Here is an 18239-nt window from a genome sequence, read left to right on the forward strand (position 1 = left end):
GAGGACGAAGCAAAACCGCAGGATTGCTTTGCGCGTTTGCCTTGCGTAGCGGCAAATGGGGGGTTGATAATTACCCCTACGCGATATTTTGGCCACCTGATTTGCGTTGCTGCGTTTCGTTGGTCCGGGCGGGCGGAAATTTGCGGGCTAAAGCGAAACGAGCCCGATGTCGCAGGGGCATCGGGCTCGTAAAGTGTTCGTGGCTGGGGCAGAGGGATGTCCGCGTGCGGCTGCGCCGCCCGCGCCCGCTGCGGAGGCCTGCGGCCTCCTTGCGACGCAAGCTGGCAAAGACGCTCACGCGCTTTGCGCACCTTGAGGCCCTGCGGGTTCGAATCCCTCTGCCCGGGGTGCTTCCAATAGCAAGGGGCCCGATACCGCGGGTGGCATCGGGCCCGATAAATCTCTTTGGCTGGGGCAGAGGGATTCGAACCCCCGTAGCGGGCACCAAAAACCCGAGTCCTGCCGCTGGACGATGCCCCAGTCGTATGGTGCTACTCGCACATGCCTGCGCGAGCGCTCACCCAGTGTACCTAATCGCTCAGCGCATCGCAAACGCCGTCGAGCAGCTGCACGGCAAGCGCCTGGGCGTCGCTCGTGGTAAACGAGCCGATGCGCGTCATGCCGGTGAGCTCGATGCGGATCCGAGCCGGGGTCTTCTTGGCCGCGGCGCACGCGGTGCGCAGACGCCGCGAGAGGTTGGTGCAAGTGGCGAGGTCGATGGTCGCACGCGGCTCGGCGTCCTCGGGGAGCTCCGTGCTTGCGATCTCGAGCACGAGGTCGGCATCGGCCGGGGTCTCGTCATCGCAAAGGGTAAACCCGCTGCTCTCGGTGGTTGCCGAGGCGATGTTCCACATGCGTGAGGCAACGTTGCGGGCAATGGGGTCGTCACCGACCACGGCGATGCGGTAGCGCTCGAGCACACTCGCCGCGCGCGCAAAGCCGGTCCGCACCTCCGACTCGCTCACCGAGGGCTTGCCACCCCACACGTGATGCAGGCGCTTGATGTAGCTGAACGTATCCTGAAACGCCATGCCGTCGGCAAAGAGCCCCACGTTCTCCTGAAACTGCTGGAGCGCCGCCTCGGTGTGCGGACCAAAGTAGCCGTCGGCCTCGCCGCACGAGAAGCCGAGCGCGTTGAGCGCCTCCTGCAGAACCTGCACGTCTGCGCCGTGGAAGTTGGGGAGCCGCAGGTAGAGCGTGCGGTCGCCCAGGCGATAGGACGCGTCGACGAGCTTGCTCCAGCAGGTGAGGTCGACGGAGGTGTCGGCCGCGAGCCCCTGCTGCGAGCGGAAATCGCGTACGGCAGCTTCGGTGCTCGCCCCAAACTCGTGCGCGGCAACCTCGGCCTCGTCGATGGCAAAGCCGAGCGCGACGAGGCGCGTCTGCACGTCCTCGACGGCCGGTCCCTGCATGCCTCGGGTAATCGGATCCATAGCGGCCTCTTTATCGGTGAGCGCCCGTGCGCGGCGCAGCCGCCCGGGCGAAACGTATCGGATTGTGGTTAAGTCTAGCAATTCCTGGTGCGCGGCGTTTGGCGGGGCGCGCGGACGGGCCGACCTTCAAGAAAGATTCCATCCCGGGGGTGAGAAGTGGATGCCGCTCGAGTGGCGCCAAGGGCTCTGAGATTCATCGGTGCATCTAGGAAGAATCTCGACATTTGGCTGGCACAATGGGTCCAATGAGAGGAGGCGCCATGATGGGGATGGACGAGATGCCGGCGCGCAAACGGCTGCTGATAGTGGACGACGAGCCCGACATCGTGCGGATGCTCGACACCTACTTTACGGGTGAGGGGTACGACACGGTGTGCGCGGGCTCGGCGGCAGGGGTGCTCGCGGCGGTGAGCGCTGCGGTCGGCCGCGGTGCCGCGGTCGCGGGCGACGCTGCAGTGGCGGGCGGTCCGTCGGGCGAGCGTGCGGGGACGTCCGGTGCTTTGGACGGGGCGGCTTCTGTTGCTCCTGCTCGGCCGTCGGCGTCGACCGGGGTGCCGGGGTGGACATCGACCCGGGCGTCGGGGCACGCCATCGACCTCATTCTCCTTGACGTCAACCTGCCCGGCATGGACGGCTTTGACCTCTGCCGGCGGATCCGCGAGCATCTCTCGTGCCCGATCATCTTTCTTACCGCGCGCGTGGAGGATGCCGACCAGCTTGACGGATTTGCCGCGGGCGGCGACGACTACGTGCTCAAGCCGTTCTCGCTCGCGGTGCTCGGCAGCCGCGTGCGGGCGCACTTGGCACGCGAGGAGCGGCGGCCGGTCGCGGCCGAGAGCCTGCGCATCTTCTCGGAGGTCACGGTCGATTTTGGCCGGCGAGAGGTGACGGTTCGCCCCACGGGCTCGCAGAAGCCAACGGCGCTCGATCTCACGCGGACGGAGTTCGACATCTTGGCGCTCCTTGCCAAGAACCCCGGGCGCGTGTACGACCGCCTGCAGATCTACGAGCGCGTGTGGGGCTGGGGCGCCGAGGGCGACCCGGGCATCGTGCGCGAGCACGTACGGCGCATCCGGCGCAAGTTTGCCGAGGCCGGCGTGACAGAGGACCCCATCGGCACGGTGTGGGGCGTGGGGTACCGGTGGGTGGCGCAATAGCGCGGCCTGTGGGGTGAATGGGTCAGTTGGGGACGTGTCCGTTTTGCCCCATTTCGGCCGGCACGCGGCCTGCAGGATCCACGTGGGCTTGAGCGAATGTCAGAAAGGATGTACAGCGATGAAGAACGCTCGAAATAACGCTCAGGAGAACGCCCAAGCCAACACTCCAAGCAGCGCCGGACACTGCAGCCTTGGCGAGCGCGTGCGCGCGTGGTGGCGCGGGCTTCCGCTCATGCGGGCCTTTGCCTGTTACACGGTGGCGTGCATCGTGGCGGCGGGCGTGATCTCGTTTGGCGTTATGGTGGTCTGCCTCGAGGCGTACAACTACCTCGATCGCATCGAGAGCGCCGGCCGCGTTGAGGTGGACAGCGGTCCCTACGTCTACGACGAGGCTGCCGGTGAGCTTGTGCCCGCCGTCTCCATCGACCTCGCCAACGGCTTTGGCGATCGCATCCTCTTTCTGGGCCTGCGCGACGGCGCGGGGCGGGCGAGCGTTGAGGGCGGCGCCGAGGTAATCCGCGCCGATAATGAGCGCAAGGTCGTCTACGCCACGATGGACCTGCTCAAAAGCGACCCTGAGCTCGAGATTCTCGATTGGGGTGGCAACTATACCGAGTCTGACGCGCGCGAGGCCGGCGGCAACCCGTACGACCCCGAGCCGATCGACCCGGCAGACCTCGCCGCCTACGACGCGCACGAGCGCGCCGACCGCGTGCCGGTGACCGACTCGCTCGACGGCACGCTCGGCCGGCTCGACACGATGGATGACGGCACGCTCGTCTCCAATGTGGGCTACTACGTTAAGCAGGCTGCCGCGACTGCCGAATCGCTGCCGATGCTCGCCCTGCGCGTGACGGCTGGCTTTGGGCCCTTTGTGGTGCTCGGCGTGTGCGCCGTGGTCGCGTTTCGTCGGTTCTATCGCATGCGGCTTGCCGAGCCGCTCGCCGTGCTGCACGCGGCAGCCGATCGCATTGCGGCGCAGGATCTGGACGGCACGGTGGGCGAGGTCCGCGGCCGTGAGTTTGGAACGCTTGCCGAGGCGTTTGAGCGCATGCGGGCATCGCTCGAGCAGGCGCAGCGCGAGCTGTGGGAGACGGCCGAGGCGCGCCGCCGCCTCAACGCCGCCTTTGCCCACGACCTGCGCACACCGGTGACTGTGCTCAAGGGCACGCTCGAGATGGCGGGGGCGTCTCGCGAGCTGCCGGTGGGGTGCTGCGAAGAGACTAGGGGGCAGGAGCCGCGGGGCGGCGGTGCCGGAGAAACGGGTTTGCGAGGCGGTGAGGATACGGCCACGCACGGTGCGGCTGGGGTGTCCGCATTGCCTGCCGCGCCCGCCGCGACCGGCGCGCCCGCTGCGGCCGACGCCTCGGCCGCACCCATGGTGCGTGCCGTGGACGATGCGGTGCTCGACACGCTGACGACGCAGGTAAATCGTCTGGAGGCGTACGCGCAAGCCATGACCGGGATCACCAAGCTCGAGGATCGGCCGGTGCATCGTGAGCCGGTCGAGTTCGATGAACTCTGCGACGAGCTGGTGGGGTCGGCGCGTCCCGTGGTGGAGCGTGCAGGCTTGCAGCTGCACGTGGCCTGCGCAGACGAGCGGTCTGGCGGGGTGGGCCCGACCTGCACCGACGGAGCATCGGTGGCGCAGGCGGAGGACTCCGTTGCCCCTTCGGGCACCGTCTGTGGCGTGGGCACGCTCGAGCCGTGCGAGGCAGATGCGGAGCCGCTTCTGGTTGACGTGCCGCTAGTGGACGAGGTGCTCGGCAACCTGGTGGGCAATGCGTGCCGCTATGCTGCGGGCGAGGTCGTGCTTGAGGTGCGGGTGCGCGCGGCGGGGGATGGCGCCGCGGTGGAGCTTACCGTGGCGGACGACGGGCCCGGGTTCTCGGCCGAGGCGCTGCGTCACGGGTGCGACGCGTTCTTTGGCGAGGCTAAGTCTGCCGAGCACTTTGGCTTGGGACTGGCCATTGCCGCCGCACTTGTGCATCTGCACGGCGGGGCGTTGACCTTGGCGAACGCGCCGATCGGCGGCGCCCGGATAACGGCGACGTTTGACGTCGAGGTGCCCCGGAGCGGCGACTCGAGAGATCGCCGCTGAACGGCCTTGACGGCGCGCGGCGTCGTTCGCCCGGAGATTGCACGGGGTTAGCAAAACCTTAACGTTCCGTTATAGGTCGGCTAACACGCCTTTTTCTACACTCGTGACAATCGGCGTCCCGGTGCCCGCGCCGCCGGGCCCGGTGCCCACGCCGCGCGCGGCATGCCGCGTTCGCGGATGCGCCCTACACATCGTACGAGGAGGACAGCCCGATGCTGGGAGAGATGGCAATGGAGAAGAATCCAGCTCCGCGCGCGGTCGGCCCGGTGCCCTCGGATGGCACGGTGACCGCTCGCGCCGCGGGCGCTGCCCGCTCTGCCGTGAAGCGCGCGGCGCATCTACGCGGGTTGCGGAGCGGCGCCGGCGCGGCCTCGGGCGCGTCGCGCTCATCGTGGCTGGACGCGCCCGCGCGGTCGGTCGCCGCGCCCCGCCCGTCCGCACCGGCTTCGTCTGCCACCGCCGCGGCCGTAGACGCTTCGCGTCCGCCCCGCGCGGCCGCATCGACTTCGCCGGCAACCGCCCATCGGCCGCGCAGCCTCACGCGGACGCAGCGCCGTGTGGTCGCCGTCGCGGTGGGACTGGTTGCGCTCGCGGTCCTCGGCATCGCCTGCTGGCGCTACCTGCCGGGCATCTACGCATGGCTCTCCAACGCCGGCGCCGTGCGCACCTATGTGGCTGAGCACGCCATTCTTGCACGCCTTGCCATAGTGGGCATCAACGTGCTGCAGGTGCTCTTGGCGTTTTTGCCGGGCGAGCCGGTGGAGCTTGCGAGCGGGTACGCCTTTGGTTTCTGGGAGGGGACGCTCCTCTGTCTCGCCGCGAGCGCGATTGCCTCTACAGCCATCTACCTCGCAGTCCGTCGTTGGGGATGGCGCGTAGTGGGGCTCTTTTTCGACCGCGAGAGGCTCGAGCACTACGGCTGGCTCGCCAATACGCGCCGGCTGGAGCTCGTCATGCTCATCGTGTTTCTCATCCCCGGCACGCCCAAAGACTTCCTCACCTATTTTGCGGGGCTCACGCGCATGCGCTACCTGCCCGTGTTCGCCATCACCACGCTGGGACGCATCCCCTCGATCGTAACGTCAACGGTGGCGGCCTCGGCGTTTGGCGACGGCAACTACGCGGCTGCCGTGATCGCCGTTGTGGTGGCGGGGCTGCTCATCGTGGCGGGTGGCGTGGCCTACCGCTCGCTCGAGCGCCGCTGTCGCTAGGGAGCCGCCGAACAAAGCATTCCGCGCCCGCCGCCCCGCGCCGGGCCCCCGCGGCCTCAGGCTGCGTCGGCGCTGCCGCCACTGTGCCCCAGCCGCCTGCGGCCCCGTCCGCCTTATCGCGGCCCCGTCGGGCGCAAAACCTTTGATCGGCGCCTCTCGGGGGAGGTCCATGGAAAGCTCGGCCCTTACGTGAGAGCGTCTTTTTTGATCCGTCGAGTACACCGCACCTTACTAACGTTCTCAACTGGTCTTTTGCTTCGGTGTTGGGATTGCTTTTGTCGGTCTACGTGCTGTTTCAAAAAAGAGGCTCTCACTTTGGGGTCGAGTTTTCAGCTTCATACTGGACCGGCGTGCATCAAATGTAGCCGGGTGAGTTGAGGCACGCGGGGGCAGATGCGGGCGCGGGCGGCAACCGGCAAGGACAACCAGCAAGGACAACCAGCAAGGACAACCAGCAAGGACAACCGGCCTGTCCATCGGGCTCGCCGCCCATGACGTGGCCGGCAACCCCCGGGCACGAGACCAGTGCCAGGTGCTGCCTACTTCAGCCGCTCGACAAAGAAATCGGCCATATCGTCAAAGAGCCTGCGACCCTCGGCGTCGAGCTCGGCGCCCGCGAGCGTCTCCTTGGCGCGCGCCACCAGCGAAAGCGCCCGCTCGTGAGCAGCCTCGAGCGCGCCCGTCTCGCCAAAGATCACCACCGCCCGGTCGAGCTCCGCGGGGTCGCTCGTGCCGGAACGCAGGATCGCCTCAAGCTCGTCGCGCACCGCGGGCTCGGCGTGGCTCAGGGCGTACACGGCCACGAGCGTGCGCTTGCCCTCGGTGATGTCGGTGCGGAAGTCCTTGTCGCCCGCGTTGCCCACGAGATTGAGCAGGTCATCCTGAATCTGAAACGCAAGGCCCGTATCCAGGCCAAACGAGCGCAGGGCCTCTATCTGCGCCTCGCTCGCACCGCCGATGATGGCGCCCACGGCAAGCGGCACGGCGCCCGAGTAGTGGGCGGTCTTGAGGGTGGCCATGGTGAGGTAGTCGTCTACGGTGAGGTCAAAGCGGCCGTCGCGCACCCAGCCAAGGTCGAGTGCCTGACCCTCGATGGTGCGCTGCGTCATGTCGGTGAGCTCGCGGAGCACGCGGAGCTTAACGTCGGCGGGGAGCGACGCGTCGCCGAGCACCGCGTCGGTGACGAGCATGAGTCCGTAGTCGCCCGCGTTGATGGCGAGTCCCGTGCCTATCGTGCGGTAGAGGCACGGCTCGCCGCGACGGAGCTCACCGTGGTCGGCGATGTCATCGTGGATGAGCGCCGCGCTCTGGAAGTGCTCGATCGCCGCCGCCGCGCTCCGGGCGCGCGCCGGGTCGCCGCCCACCGCGCGGCAGGCCGCAAGGCAGATGAGCGGGCGGTGCCGCTTGCCGCCGTTGGCCGTAAAGGCGCGGAGCGGTCCGTAGAGGTAGGCGTCGAGGTCGGCGCGGGAGGTCTTGCCCTCAAAGAACGAGAGCAGGTACGCGTCGAGGTCGGCGTGGTGCTCGGCGAGATAGGCGGCAAAGGCGTTGGGCATGGGGTGTCCTTTCGGGGTCGAGCGGGGGCGGGGCAGTCCGGCGGAGGGCGACGCCGAGTCGGGATGCCCTAAGCGGGAACGGAGGGCGAGCGGTCGGGTCAGGCTTGAGCAAGCGGAGCGGGGTCGAGGTGCGCGGGCCGCACCGCACCGGCAACAGGCAGGGCCAAGCTGGCACAAGCGGCGCAAGAGCGAGGTACGCAGGCCCAGGGAATCAAAGCCGCAGCTGACAAAACCGGGGCCGAAGGCAGCCGGTCTTACCGGGCCGCGCTGCGAGCCCAGGTAAAACGGTCTGCCTCCGGCCCCAGCTGCCGCGCTCCGCCCTTTTGCTGGCTGCGGCTACTTTGCGGTGGCAAAGCCGTCGGGGTTATTGCTCTGCCAGCGCCACGAATCGCGGCACATGTCGTCCAGGTTATATTGCGCCTTCCAGCCCAGTTCGCGCTCGGCCTTGGAGGCGTCGCACCAGTTGGCAGCGATGTCGCCGGCGCGGCGCGGGCAGATCTTATACGGCAGCTTCTTGCCGCAGGCCTGCTCAAAGGCGTGGATCACGTCGAGCACCGAGGAGCCCGTGCCCGTGCCGAGGTTGAAGATGCCCACCTCGGAGCGGCCGTTCATCCACTCGAGCGCCGCCACGTGGCCCGTTGCGAGGTCGACCACGTGGATGTAGTCGCGCACGCCGGTGCCGTCGGGGGTGGGGTAGTCGTCGCCAAATACCTGCACTGCCTCGCGCTTGCCCACGGCCACCTGCGCCACGTAGGGCACGAGGTTGTTGGGGATGCCCTTGGGGTCCTCGCCGATGAGCCCTGAGGGGTGCGCGCCGATGGGGTTGAAGTACCGAAGCAGCACGACGTTCCACTCCGGATCGGCGGTGTGCAGGTCCATGAGAATCTGCTCGATCATCCACTTGGTCCAGCCGTAGGGGTTGGTTGCCGGCTTCTTGGGGTCCTCCTCGGTAACGGGCGGGTTGTCCGGGTCGCCGTAAACCGTCGAAGAGCTCGAGAAGATGATGTCCTTGCAGTCGTGCTCGCGCATGACGTCGCACAGCGTGAGCGTGCTGCCGATGTTGTTGTGGTAGTACTCAAGCGGCTTGGAGACCGACTCGCCCACCGCCTTGAACCCGGCAAAGTGGATCACACGGTCGATATGGTGCGCCTGGAAGATACGCTCGAGCGCGTCGCGGTCGAGGACGTTGGCCTGGTAGAACGTGAGGTTGGCCGCCGCCTCGGGCCTGACGATCTCTTTGATGCGGTCGATGGCGACGGGGCTGGAGTTGGACAGGTCGTCGATGATAACCACCTGGTAGCCGCGCTGGAGTAGCTCGACGGTGGTGTGCGAGCCGATAAAGCCGGCGCCGCCGGTTACGAGCACGCAGGTATCTTGTGGAGCAAGAGTGGTGGACATGGGTCTCCCTTCGATGGAGGTTCCGCTGCGTCGCCCCTGAGTATAGCGCAGGGTAGAGGGGCGGACGGCGGCAGGGGGAGGGTGGCGGCGCGCATGCATATATGGGGGTCATTTTGGGTTGTTGCGAAGTTTGCCAGCCTGCGATCGACCGCCACTGCCCGCCGCGCCCCGGGGTGTATGGAAATCGGACGGACTGTGCCGGGCGGGCGCCAAAGTGCGTTATCCTAGATGCCACGTTCGGCGACATATACACACATCATCATCGGAGCAGGTATGTCACAGCGCAGTAACAACACGAGCGGTGCCGAGAGCGAGCAGACGGGGGAGAACCGCGAGCTCACCAACGCTTTTTTGAGCATCGCATACCAAGACAACCTTACGCGCCGGGCCGCCCTCAAGGGGCTCCTCGGCCTTGCGGGCGCGGCTGTGCTCTTTGGGCTGCCGCGTGCCGCGGGTGCCGCCGAGGCCACCCAAGAGACGCTCGACGCGCTCGCCAACGCGCAAGCCGAGTACGACGCGGTCCAGGCCCAGCTCAACGAGATCGCCTCGCAGTTCCAGGCACTTTCGGTGCAGCAGGAGCAGACGCTCTCGCAGATCGAGGACGTGCAGCTCCAGATCGACGACACGCAGTCGCAGATCGACACCAAGCAGAAAGAGCTCGAGGAGAAGCAGTCCCAGCTGGCCGAGCGCGTGACCGAGAGCTACAAGAAGGGCGGCAACGACGCACTGTCGCTCTTGCTTTCGTCCGAGTCGTTTGACGAGCTGCTCTCGGGCATCTACTACGTGGACAAGGTCAACGCGGCAGACCGCGCCACCATCGACGACATCAACCAGATTCAGGCGGAGCTTGAGCGACAGAAGTCCGACCTCGAGCAGCAGAAGTCAGAGCTCGAGACCCTGCGCGAGCAGCAGTCGCAGCAGCTCCAGAGCATGCAGGCTAAGCAGAACGAGGTCCAGGAGACCCTGAACGGCCTCTCCGGCGAGGTGCAGCAGCTCATGGCCCAGCGCGACGCCGAGATTTTGGCTGCCGCGCAGGCCGAGGCCGCCGCGGAGGAGGAAGCCCGGCGCCAGGCCGCGCAGAACAGCGGTGGCGGCGGTGGCGGGTACATCCCCGAGGTTGGCAGCGGCCAGGACTACAACGCGGCGACCGCGGCGCAGAAGCGCGTGGTAAACGCCTGCTATGCAACGCCTTCACCCGGCGCCAACTACTGCGCGGCGTGGGTCTCGCGGGTGTTCCAGCGCGCGGGCATTGGCTACATCGGCGGCAACGCCAACGACATGTACGCGCGGTACTGCACGTATTCCAGCAAGTCGCAGCTGCAGGTGGGCATGATCGTGGCGGTCTCGACCTATAGCAAGAACTACGCTGGCCGCATTTGGGGCCACGTGGGCATCTACATCGGCGACAACCGCATCATGGAGAACATCGGCTACATCAACACCAACAACCTCGACAGTTGGTGCAGCTACTACGGCGACACCGTGACCCCGCGCTGGGGCTGGGCACGGGGCGTCAACCTCGCCGCGCAGTAACGGCGGGGCAGCATCGGGCCAGGGAGCGGGCCGTCTTGCGCAGAGCGCGGGGCGGCTCGCTTTTTTGCGTTTTGGGCAGCGCCCGGGGCTGTGGGCGTCCATTGACTTGCGCCTGACGCCCTTGGTCGTGAGTTGCCCGGCTATCCCCAGAGCTCGAGAATCTTCTGCTGAAACGCCTCTGCTGCCGGCGAAAAGGCCTGGTAGCGCTTCCAGGCAATGGCAACCTGTGCCGTGATGGCAGGCTCGAGCGGTCGGAAGACGAGCCCCGTGGCGAGCGACGTCTCCACAATGCCCTCGAGGCTCACCACGTAGCCCACCCCGGCGCGCGCGAGCGCCGCGGCGTTGTAGAGCAGGTTGTAGGTGGCCACGACGTCGAGGTCGGCGAGGTCGCGGTGGAGCCAGGAGGCGAGCTCGCGGTCGGCCTGGGCCGAGAGGATGAGCGGCAGCTCGGCAAGGTCGTTGGGGGTGAGGACGCTGCGCGCGGCGAGCGGGTCGTCGCGCCGCATAAAGACGCCCCAGCGGTCGCGTGCCGGCAGCACGAGGCTCTCGTAACGGGAGAGGTCGACGTTGCCGATGAAGACGCCAAAGTCGATGAGCCCGTTGTCCAGGCGTTCGCGCACGTCTTGGGCGTTGCCGCTGTGCAGGGCAAATCGCAGCAGAGGGTAGGTGCGCTGCAGCTCGGCGATGACGCCGGAGACGAGTTCCATCGCGGGGGTCTCGCCGCTGCCGATGCGCACCTCGCCGGCGAGCGTCTCGTTGGAGACGCGGATCTCGGTCTCGGTGCGGCCCACGAGGTCGACGATCTCCTCCGCGCGGCGGCGCAGGCGCATGCCGGCGGCGGTGAGCTCGATGTGGCGGCTGCCACGGTCGAAGAGCCGCACGCCGAGCTCGTGCTCGAGGTCCTGCATCTGGCGCGAGAGCGAGGGCTGCGAGAGATGGAGCGCATGCGCGGCGCCCGAGATGGTGCCCTCGCGCGCGACCATAAGAAAGTACTGCAGATGGCGAAGCTCCATGCGGGCCTTTCGATTGGTTGGTGTTCTGAGTTGAATATACACCCGCGTTGTATGCGCCGTGGCTATGGATGGTGATTGGCGCACGGCGGCTCACGATGGGCGCGGTGGCGTCAGTCCATCGTGGACCCTGTGCAGCAAAGGTGGTCGAGGGATGGCGCAGGGTGCAGGAGCTGGCTCAGAGAGGCGGCCCGGGTCACAGCTGCAGCCGCAGCACGTCCACGAGCTGCCACGCCTCTGCCAACCGTGCTGTTGCGGCCGGATCGCCAGCGGACGTTGCCGCGTTCGGCTGCTTTCCCAGCTCGACTTCCGCGTCCAGCCCCTCAACCTTGTGCTCGTCAAACGCATAGACGCAGGTCGTGCAGTTGCCCCAACCGGCCTTGAGCACGGGCATGGGGTCCTGGATGGCGCGCAGAAAGTTAAAGTTTGCCCCGCCGTGCCCCACGGCGAGCACCGTGTCGCCGGGCTCGCTGAGCATGATGCGCGTGAGCGCGCCGAGCATACGGTCGCGCACCGTGTCGGACGACTCGCCGCCAAACTGCAGGTAGTAGGTTCGGCAGGCCTCGGGGTCGTTTTCGGCTAAAAAGTCCTGCAGCGCCTCGAGGTCTCCATAGAACATCTCGCAGAGGTCCTTGCAGCGCTGGTAGGGCAGGCCCGCCTGGCCAAGTTCATCCAGCATGAGCTCGAGCGTGTCCGAGGCGCGCTCGGCGGTTGAGCAAACGGCGCCGCTCAGCTGCACGCCGCGCTCGCGCAGAATCGCCCCCATGGCGCGCGCTTGCTCACGCCCGTGCGCAGTGAGCGGCGAGTCGCACCAGCCCTGGATGCGGTGCTGGGCGTTGAACATCGTCTCACCGTGGCGGGTGAGGTAGAGTGTCTTCATCGTGCATCCTTTCTCGTTCGGGGAGGTCCCCGTGAAGCTCCACGTGCTCCGCTACTTCATTGCCGTCGCCCGCGAGCGCTCCATCACGCGCGCCGCGGAGGTGCTGCACGTCACGCAGCCCACGCTCAGCCGGCAGCTGCGCGACCTCGAGCGCGAGGTGGGCTGTGCGCTCTTTAGGCGCGACGGCCATGGCGTCGAGCTCACCGACGACGGGTGGTTTCTCTTCCACCGCGCGCAAGAGATTGTCGACCTTGCCGACCGCACCGAGCACGAGCTCACGCACGGACGCGCCGAACTTACGGGAACGGTTTCGCTCGGCTGCACCGAGTGCCAGGGCTTCCACGCGCTCGCCGACCTCATGCGCGCCTTTTTGGTTGAGCACCCGCAGGTGCGCTTTGACCTGCACACGGGCTACACCGATACCATGGAGGCCGAGCTTGCGAGCGGGGTCATCGACTTTGCCCTGCTCATCTCCAATGTGAGTACCGCTTCTCTGGGATACGTGACGCTGCCGCAGGCCGACCGCTGGGGCGTGCTTGTGCGGCGCGACTCTCCCTATGCCGGGCGGACGAGCGTGCGCGCGGCCGAGGTCGCGGGGGAGCCCCTGATCTTGCCGCGTCGCGCGCAGGCGATGAACAACATCACCGCCTGGTTTGGTGACGCCGCGCCCGAGCTGCGCGTTGTTGCCACTTACAGTCTGCTCTCAAACGCGGTACTCCTCGTGGAGCACGGGCTCGGGGTGGCCGTGTGCATGGACGGCGCCATCGGCGTGCGGGGGAGCGAGCAGTGCGTCTTTGTGCCGCTCGCGCCGGCGCGCACGCAGCAGAGCATCCTCGCGTGGCGGCGCGGCCGCGTGCTCGGGCCGGCGGCGGAGGCGTTTCGGGCACTCGTGAGCTCGTAGGGCGGTTGGCCCGCAGGGTTAGGCGGGTCCAGGGTCGACGAGGCACCGGGCGGCGCTGTTTTGCGCCTGCCGCCTCACCCCCTACAGCACTACCGGCTCACCGGGGAGCGGGGCGAGCACGCGCTCGGGGTTCACCACGTGGCGAGCGAGCTCGCGCGGGTCTCCGTTAAAGGTCGTCCAATCGGGCGCGTCCACGGTGCCCCAATGGATGCAGAGTAGTCGCGCCTCGGGGTAGGCGTTTGCCAGGCGCACGGCCCCCTCAAAGGTGATGTGCCACTCGTTGTCCGAGAAGTCGAGCAGAATGAGGTCGGGCTGGGGCATCTCCAGATGCTCGGGCAGGAGCTTGGAGTCGCCGGGGAGCCAGATGGTGCCGTCGGGCGTGTCGAGCCAAAAACCGCAGTAGTCCTCGCGCTTCCACTCGCGGTAGGCCCACTTTTTGGAGCCGTTTTGCCAGTTGTGCCACACCGGCGTGAGCCGCGCGGACACGGTGCCGCCCGCGCCCTCGATGGTAAACGTCTCGTCGATGGCATGGCCGGTGCCGTCGATTCCCTCGCCGCGCATAACCTCGGCCACATAGGCGGGCGCGTGGTAGCTACGGCACGAACCCAGCAGCGCCTTGGTCGTAAGGCGGCTGAAGTGGTCGTTGTCGATGTGCGTAATGAGCAGTGCATCGAGCTCGGGCACGTCCTCGGGGGTGATTGGCGCCTCAAAGAGCACGGGCATGTCAAAGCCGCCGAGCACCGGGTCGATCATCAGCGTGGTGCCGTGCGCGTTGACGAGGATGCCCGCCCCGCCGAGCCACCAGATGGCGGTGTCTGATCGCGGGTCGAGCGCGTCGGCGCCCATGGGCAGAGTGTGCCGCGGTGCGGCCTGACCGCGGGAGTTGGTGACGACGGTGGCGTCGAGGCGTGCAACGGCCTCGTCGGCGGTCTGGGGCGTGAGGTTTGCCATGGGATTCCTTTCGCTGGAGTGGATGTTGACTTCATCCTAGGGCGCGTGGCATGACATGTCTAATACCTAATATGAGCATGTTGTCATGCCTAATAAGCATGTACTGGGCTGTCCGAGTTTTCTTGCTGCAAGAGGCTTGTCTTGGAGTGTTCTCTAGGTGTTACGGTGGCTTTGACCCGCGCAGTCGAAGGAGATCGCCATGAAACCCAAGGTCTACTTCACCCGCGACATCGCGCCCGAGAACGTCGTACGGCTCTACCATCTGCTCGACGTGGAGCTGCCCGGCAAGGTGGCCGTAAAGGTCCATTCCGGCGAGCAGGGCAACCAAAACTACCTCACGCCCGAGTTCTGGAAGCCCATGGTCGACGAGGTCGGCGGCACCATCGTTGAGTGCAACACCGCCTACGGCGACGCGTCGGGCGGCGTGCGCGACCACACCGAGACCCACTGGAAGCTCATGGAGGAGCACGGGTGGACCACGTACTTTGACGTGGACATCATGGACGCTGAAGGCCCGGACGTGGTGTGGCCCGTGCGTGGCGGCAAGCAGCTCACCGAGAACCACCTGGGCAAGCACATCGAGGATTACGATTCGATGCTCGTGCTCGCGTGAGTACGAGCTCGTGGAGTGCTAGCAGGCGCTCACTGCACCGGGCCTGTGCCGCGCTCCCGCCGCGCCCACGTTGACACGTCCTTGCGGCCTCGGTCGCGGCGCGGCGGGTATAACGAGGGTGTTCCGCAACAAAGGAGGCTGCTCATGGCAATCACGGTGAATCTCTACTATACGGGCGAGAACGGTGCGGCGCGCGCGTTTGCCGAGGAGATGGAGGCTTCGGGTACGGCGGCGGCTATCCGCGCGGAGGCGGGCAACGTCCGCTACCGTTATTTTCAGCCGCTGGACGACCCCGAGACGGTGCTCCTTATCGACGCGTGGGAAGACCAAGCTGCTATCGATGCGCATCATGCTTCGCCCATGATGGCCAAGGTGGCGGAGCTTCGCGACAATTACGATCTCCACATGACGGCCGAGCGCTACGTGGCCGATGAGGACGGATTCTCGGCCCACGACCAGTCATTTATCCGCTCGTAAATGCCGCGCAGTCGCGCTTGCGCGGCAATGCGTCGGCCCCATCTATGTTTGGTGCACGCAGGTCCTTGATGAGCCGTTTTTTGTCCCATCGTGGGCCAGCGTGCATCAACGTTTTCCGAGCACGCGGCAACTGGGACTCAACATGTGGCAGGGCGTCAAGCTTGGTGCCCTCCTTCTCTCTGAACAGTCTCTCCTCTCCGGGCAAGAAGGCCGAAGCCCGGGGAGGAGAGGCCTTATGTGGCTTTACCTGCGCATAAAGAGAGACTGCATGTTTGCGAAGCGTATTGCAGCCGAGCGAAACGCTAGATGGTAAAAGAAAGTAAAACGAGGGAAAAGAAGGGAAAACTTGCTAAAGAAGTGAAAGCTTGAAACAGGGGGATGAGCGCCATCTCAGATATCGCGCGGCGGGCGTCACGCTGCGGTGTAGTACCCCAGGCACATCCGAATGAAGTCGCGCATCTCGGTGCGGAAGTCGGGAACGCGGCGCTGGATGCCGGCAAGCTCGACCGCCTCGACCACGAGCGGGTTGTGCTGGCACCACCCGTCGATGCCGACGGTGTGGTAGTACACGGCCGTGAGCAGCTGGTTCGCGCGGTCGGCACCCATGCCGAGGTTCTCAGAAAAGCGCTCGATAAGCCGGTCCTGGTTGGCGTAGTAGCGCGCCTTGAACGATGCGAGCCGCTCCACCGTCACGTTGGTCTCGATAATGCTCGCGAGCATGTTGCCGTAGGTAAAGTAGCTCCGGTTGGAGCAGATCTGCTCGAGCCAGACCTCGGCGAGCACCTCGAGTCCATACGTGCTGCCGGCGGGGTAGGCCGTGAGTAGACCGTTTGCGTAGGCGGTGTTGCCGTCGGCGCAGAGCTCGAGAAAGATCTCCTCCTTGGTGGAGACGTACTTATAGAGCGCGGCGCGCGACCAGCCCAGGCGCTCGGCGATGGTGGCGAGCGTGATCTCGTGGTAGGGGCGCTCTGCAAACAGCGCCGCGGTGACCTCCTTGATGGCGGTCATGCGCTGCTCCTTCTGCTCCTCGCTGCGCGCTCTCACAAAATCTGCCATGAGTTGCATCTCTTTCTTACGTTGTTGGGTGGAACTAATACTAACAACCATTCTGCTAAAAAGCAAAATCAGCAAAGATATTTTGAATAACGGCTTTACAAGTTACAAAGTGTAGCTAAGATAGATGACAAGAAACGACTACGTTGAAAGGAAGACCATGGCGACCATGCAGTACGCAAAGCTTGGGCACTCGGGCATCGAGGTTTCTAAGATCTGCCTCGGTGGCATGAGCTTTGGTAGGGTTACCGAGGGCGTGGGCCATCAGTGGCTCATCGACCAGGCGGGTACCACGGCCGTTATCAAGCGCGCGGTCGAGCAGGGGGTTACCTTTATCGACACTGCCAACACCTACGCCGGAGGCACGAGCGAGGAGTACATCGGGCACGCTCTGCGCGAGCTCGGCGTTCCGCGCGAGCAGATGGTGCTTGCCAGCAAGGTCTACTTTAACGAGGGGCGCCTCTCGCGCGAGGCCATCAACCGCGAGATCGACGGCACCTTGAAGCGCCTTGGCACCGATCACCTCGACCTCTACATCATCCACCGCTTTGACTACGACACGCCCATCGAGGAGACCATGGAGGCCCTCGATGGCCTGGTGCGCGCGGGCAAGGTGCGCGCGCTGGGGGCGAGCGCCATGTACGCCTACCAGTTCCACAACATGCAGGTCGTGGCCGAGCAAAACGGCTGGACCACCTTTACGAGCATGCAGTGCCACTACAACCTGCTCTATCGCGAGGACGAGCGCGAGATGATCCCCGTGTGCCGCCAGTTTGACGTGGCGCTCACGCCCTACAGCCCGCTCGCCTCGGGGCATCTGACGCGCCCCACGTGGGACGCGGCCTCCAAGCGCTCCGAGACCGACACAGTGATGCGCAACAAGTACGACGCCGACCGCGAGCGCGATATGCCCATCGTAAAGCGCGTGGCCGAGGTTGCCGAGCGCCACGGGGTGCCCATGGCGCAGGTGGCGCTTGCCTGGCACTGGGCGCGCGGCGTGGTGGCGCCCATCGTGGGCTGCTCCAAGCCGGAGCGCGTGGACGACGCGGTGGCTGCGCTCGATGTGGTGCTCACTCCCGATGAGATCGCCTACCTCGAGGATCCGTACGTGGCGCACGAGCTCGTGGGGCCGCTGGCTCGCCCGGGCGAGAAGGAGCTGGCGGGGACGACGGACCTCAACAAGAAGTAATGCGGCGATTTGCCCGCCACATCGGGATGACTCATTTTGACCCCGTCCCAAAATGAGTCATTGCAGCGCGAAAGGACTAGCTATGACAACGCTTTACCTCATGCGACACGGCCAAACCCTCTTTAACGTGCTCAAGCGCAAGCAGGGCTGGTGCGACTCGCCGCTCACCGAGCTTGGCGTCGAGCAGGCGCACCGTGCCGGCGCCTGTCTGGCCGAGCGGGGTGTTACGTTCGATCACGCCTACAGCTCCACCTCGGAGCGGGCGGTGGACACGCTCGAGGTTGTGCTGGGCGAGCTCGGCTGTCCCGACATGCCCTACGAGCGCATCAAGGGCCTCAAGGAGTGGAACTTCGGCGCGTTTGAGGGGCTAAGCGAGGACACCAATCCGCCGCTGCCGTACGGCGACTTCTACGTACCGTTTGGCGGCGAGGGCGAGCTGGCGTTTCGGGAGCGGATAGTTGCGACCGTAACCGAGCTCATGCAGCGCTCCGGCCACGAGTGTGTGCTCATGGCCTCGCACGGGGCGGCAGTCGCGCAGTTTTTGCGCGCTCAGGGTCCGGAAGCGGAGCACCGCCTGCGCGGCGACGGGCGGCGCATCGGCAACTGCGCGATCACGGTCTATGAGTTTGACCCGGCCACGGCGCACTTTGAGGCGCTCGAGCTCATCAACCCCAACGCGTAGCGCACCGAGCTAGCGCGCAAGCGACACAACCGTATAGGCCCATCGGGCAATTTGAAGTATCGGCCATCCCGTCTGCCGTCTTGGCGCAGGCGGGATG

General features: G+C 66.1%; 17 protein-coding genes and 1 tRNA gene. 9 read left to right on the forward strand and 9 right to left on the reverse strand.

The window, feature by feature from the left end:
- Nucleotides 1-406 precede the first annotated feature (406 nt).
- Both B5G20_RS00050 and B5G20_RS00055 read right to left on the reverse strand, forming a co-directional pair.
- Nucleotides 407-480: transfer RNA gene (locus tag B5G20_RS00050), tRNA-Gln, on the reverse strand.
- A 50-nt stretch (nt 481-530) separates the two neighbouring features.
- Nucleotides 531-1433, reverse strand: a complete 903-nt coding sequence (locus B5G20_RS00055; RefSeq protein WP_204207599.1) for a peptidoglycan-binding protein — start codon at nt 1431-1433, stop codon at nt 531-533.
- Between the two features lie 260 nt (nt 1434-1693).
- Here B5G20_RS00055 and B5G20_RS00060 point away from each other — a divergent pair, with 260 nt between their 5' ends.
- Both B5G20_RS00060 and B5G20_RS00065 read left to right on the forward strand, forming a co-directional pair.
- On the forward strand, nt 1694-2590 hold the full coding sequence (locus B5G20_RS00060) for a response regulator transcription factor (RefSeq protein WP_239286798.1): 897 nt from the start codon (nt 1694-1696) through the stop codon (nt 2588-2590).
- Between the two features lie 118 nt (nt 2591-2708).
- Nucleotides 2709-4691: a HAMP domain-containing sensor histidine kinase gene (locus tag B5G20_RS00065; protein WP_087353618.1), complete on the forward strand. Its 1983-nt coding sequence runs from the start codon at nt 2709-2711 to the stop codon at nt 4689-4691.
- 184 nt (nt 4692-4875) lie between these two features.
- Here the strand turns inward: B5G20_RS00065 and B5G20_RS10510 are convergent, their stop codons facing one another.
- A complete protein-coding gene (locus B5G20_RS10510) occupies nt 4876-5148 on the reverse strand; it encodes a hypothetical protein (protein ID WP_239286799.1) in 273 nt (90 codons plus the stop codon).
- Nucleotides 5149-5248: 100 nt separating this feature from the next.
- On the opposite strand from B5G20_RS10510, the gene B5G20_RS00070 reads away from it, so the two are divergent.
- On the forward strand, nt 5249-5902 hold the full coding sequence (locus B5G20_RS00070; RefSeq protein ID WP_239286800.1) for a VTT domain-containing protein: 654 nt from the start codon (nt 5249-5251) through the stop codon (nt 5900-5902).
- A 539-nt stretch (nt 5903-6441) separates the two neighbouring features.
- Here the strand turns inward: B5G20_RS00070 and B5G20_RS00075 are convergent.
- A complete protein-coding gene (locus B5G20_RS00075; protein WP_087353622.1) occupies nt 6442-7455 on the reverse strand; it encodes a polyprenyl synthetase family protein in 1014 nt (337 codons plus the stop codon).
- A gap of 336 nt (nt 7456-7791) precedes the next feature.
- A complete protein-coding gene (gene galE / locus B5G20_RS00080) occupies nt 7792-8853 on the reverse strand; it encodes a UDP-glucose 4-epimerase GalE (protein WP_087353624.1) in 1062 nt (353 codons plus the stop codon).
- A 273-nt stretch (nt 8854-9126) separates the two neighbouring features.
- On the opposite strand from galE, the gene B5G20_RS00085 reads away from it, so the two are divergent.
- On the forward strand, nt 9127-10386 hold the full coding sequence (locus tag B5G20_RS00085; protein WP_143750178.1) for an NlpC/P60 family protein: 1260 nt from the start codon (nt 9127-9129) through the stop codon (nt 10384-10386).
- A 140-nt stretch (nt 10387-10526) separates the two neighbouring features.
- Here B5G20_RS00085 and B5G20_RS00090 read toward each other — a convergent pair whose 3' ends face one another.
- Entirely contained in the window at nt 10527-11399 is an 873-nt protein-coding gene (locus B5G20_RS00090; RefSeq protein WP_087353629.1) for a LysR family transcriptional regulator, read from the reverse strand.
- Nucleotides 11400-11592: 193 nt separating this feature from the next.
- Complete coding sequence (locus tag B5G20_RS00095; protein ID WP_087353632.1) at nt 11593-12276, reverse strand: histidine phosphatase family protein; 684 nt, start codon at nt 12274-12276, stop codon at nt 11593-11595.
- Between the two features lie 31 nt (nt 12277-12307).
- Between B5G20_RS00095 and B5G20_RS00100 the strand changes: the two genes are divergently transcribed.
- The gene (locus B5G20_RS00100) at nt 12308-13177 is read left to right on the forward strand and encodes a LysR family transcriptional regulator (protein WP_143750179.1); all 870 of its coding nucleotides are present in this window, start codon (nt 12308-12310) and stop codon (nt 13175-13177) included.
- 81 nt (nt 13178-13258) lie between these two features.
- On the opposite strand, the gene B5G20_RS00105 is transcribed toward B5G20_RS00100, so the two are convergent.
- Nucleotides 13259-14128 (reverse strand): MBL fold metallo-hydrolase, encoded by an 870-nt coding sequence (locus B5G20_RS00105; protein WP_204207600.1) that lies wholly within the window; start codon nt 14126-14128, stop codon nt 13259-13261.
- 199 nt (nt 14129-14327) lie between these two features.
- Between B5G20_RS00105 and B5G20_RS00110 the strand changes: the two genes are divergently transcribed.
- Both B5G20_RS00110 and B5G20_RS00115 read left to right on the forward strand, forming a co-directional pair.
- Nucleotides 14328-14741, forward strand: a complete 414-nt coding sequence (locus B5G20_RS00110) for a DUF362 domain-containing protein (RefSeq protein WP_204207601.1) — start codon at nt 14328-14330, stop codon at nt 14739-14741.
- A 144-nt stretch (nt 14742-14885) separates the two neighbouring features.
- Nucleotides 14886-15218 carry a putative quinol monooxygenase gene (locus B5G20_RS00115; protein WP_087353641.1) on the forward strand — a complete coding sequence of 111 codons (333 nt, stop codon included), beginning with the start codon at nt 14886-14888 and terminating at the stop codon, nt 15216-15218.
- Between the two features lie 411 nt (nt 15219-15629).
- On the opposite strand, the gene B5G20_RS00120 is transcribed toward B5G20_RS00115, so the two are convergent.
- Nucleotides 15630-16274: a TetR family transcriptional regulator gene (locus tag B5G20_RS00120; RefSeq protein WP_087353644.1), complete on the reverse strand. Its 645-nt coding sequence runs from the start codon at nt 16272-16274 to the stop codon at nt 15630-15632.
- 157 nt (nt 16275-16431) lie between these two features.
- Between B5G20_RS00120 and B5G20_RS00125 the strand changes: the two genes are divergently transcribed.
- The gene (locus B5G20_RS00125) at nt 16432-17460 is read left to right on the forward strand and encodes an aldo/keto reductase (protein WP_087353646.1); all 1029 of its coding nucleotides are present in this window, start codon (nt 16432-16434) and stop codon (nt 17458-17460) included.
- A gap of 82 nt (nt 17461-17542) precedes the next feature.
- Nucleotides 17543-18142 (forward strand): histidine phosphatase family protein, encoded by a 600-nt coding sequence (locus B5G20_RS00130; protein WP_087353649.1) that lies wholly within the window; start codon nt 17543-17545, stop codon nt 18140-18142.
- Nucleotides 18143-18239: the final 97 nt, after the last annotated feature.

Source organism: Collinsella sp. An7 (assembly GCF_002159335.1).
Classification (GTDB): domain Bacteria; phylum Actinomycetota; class Coriobacteriia; order Coriobacteriales; family Coriobacteriaceae; genus Coprousia.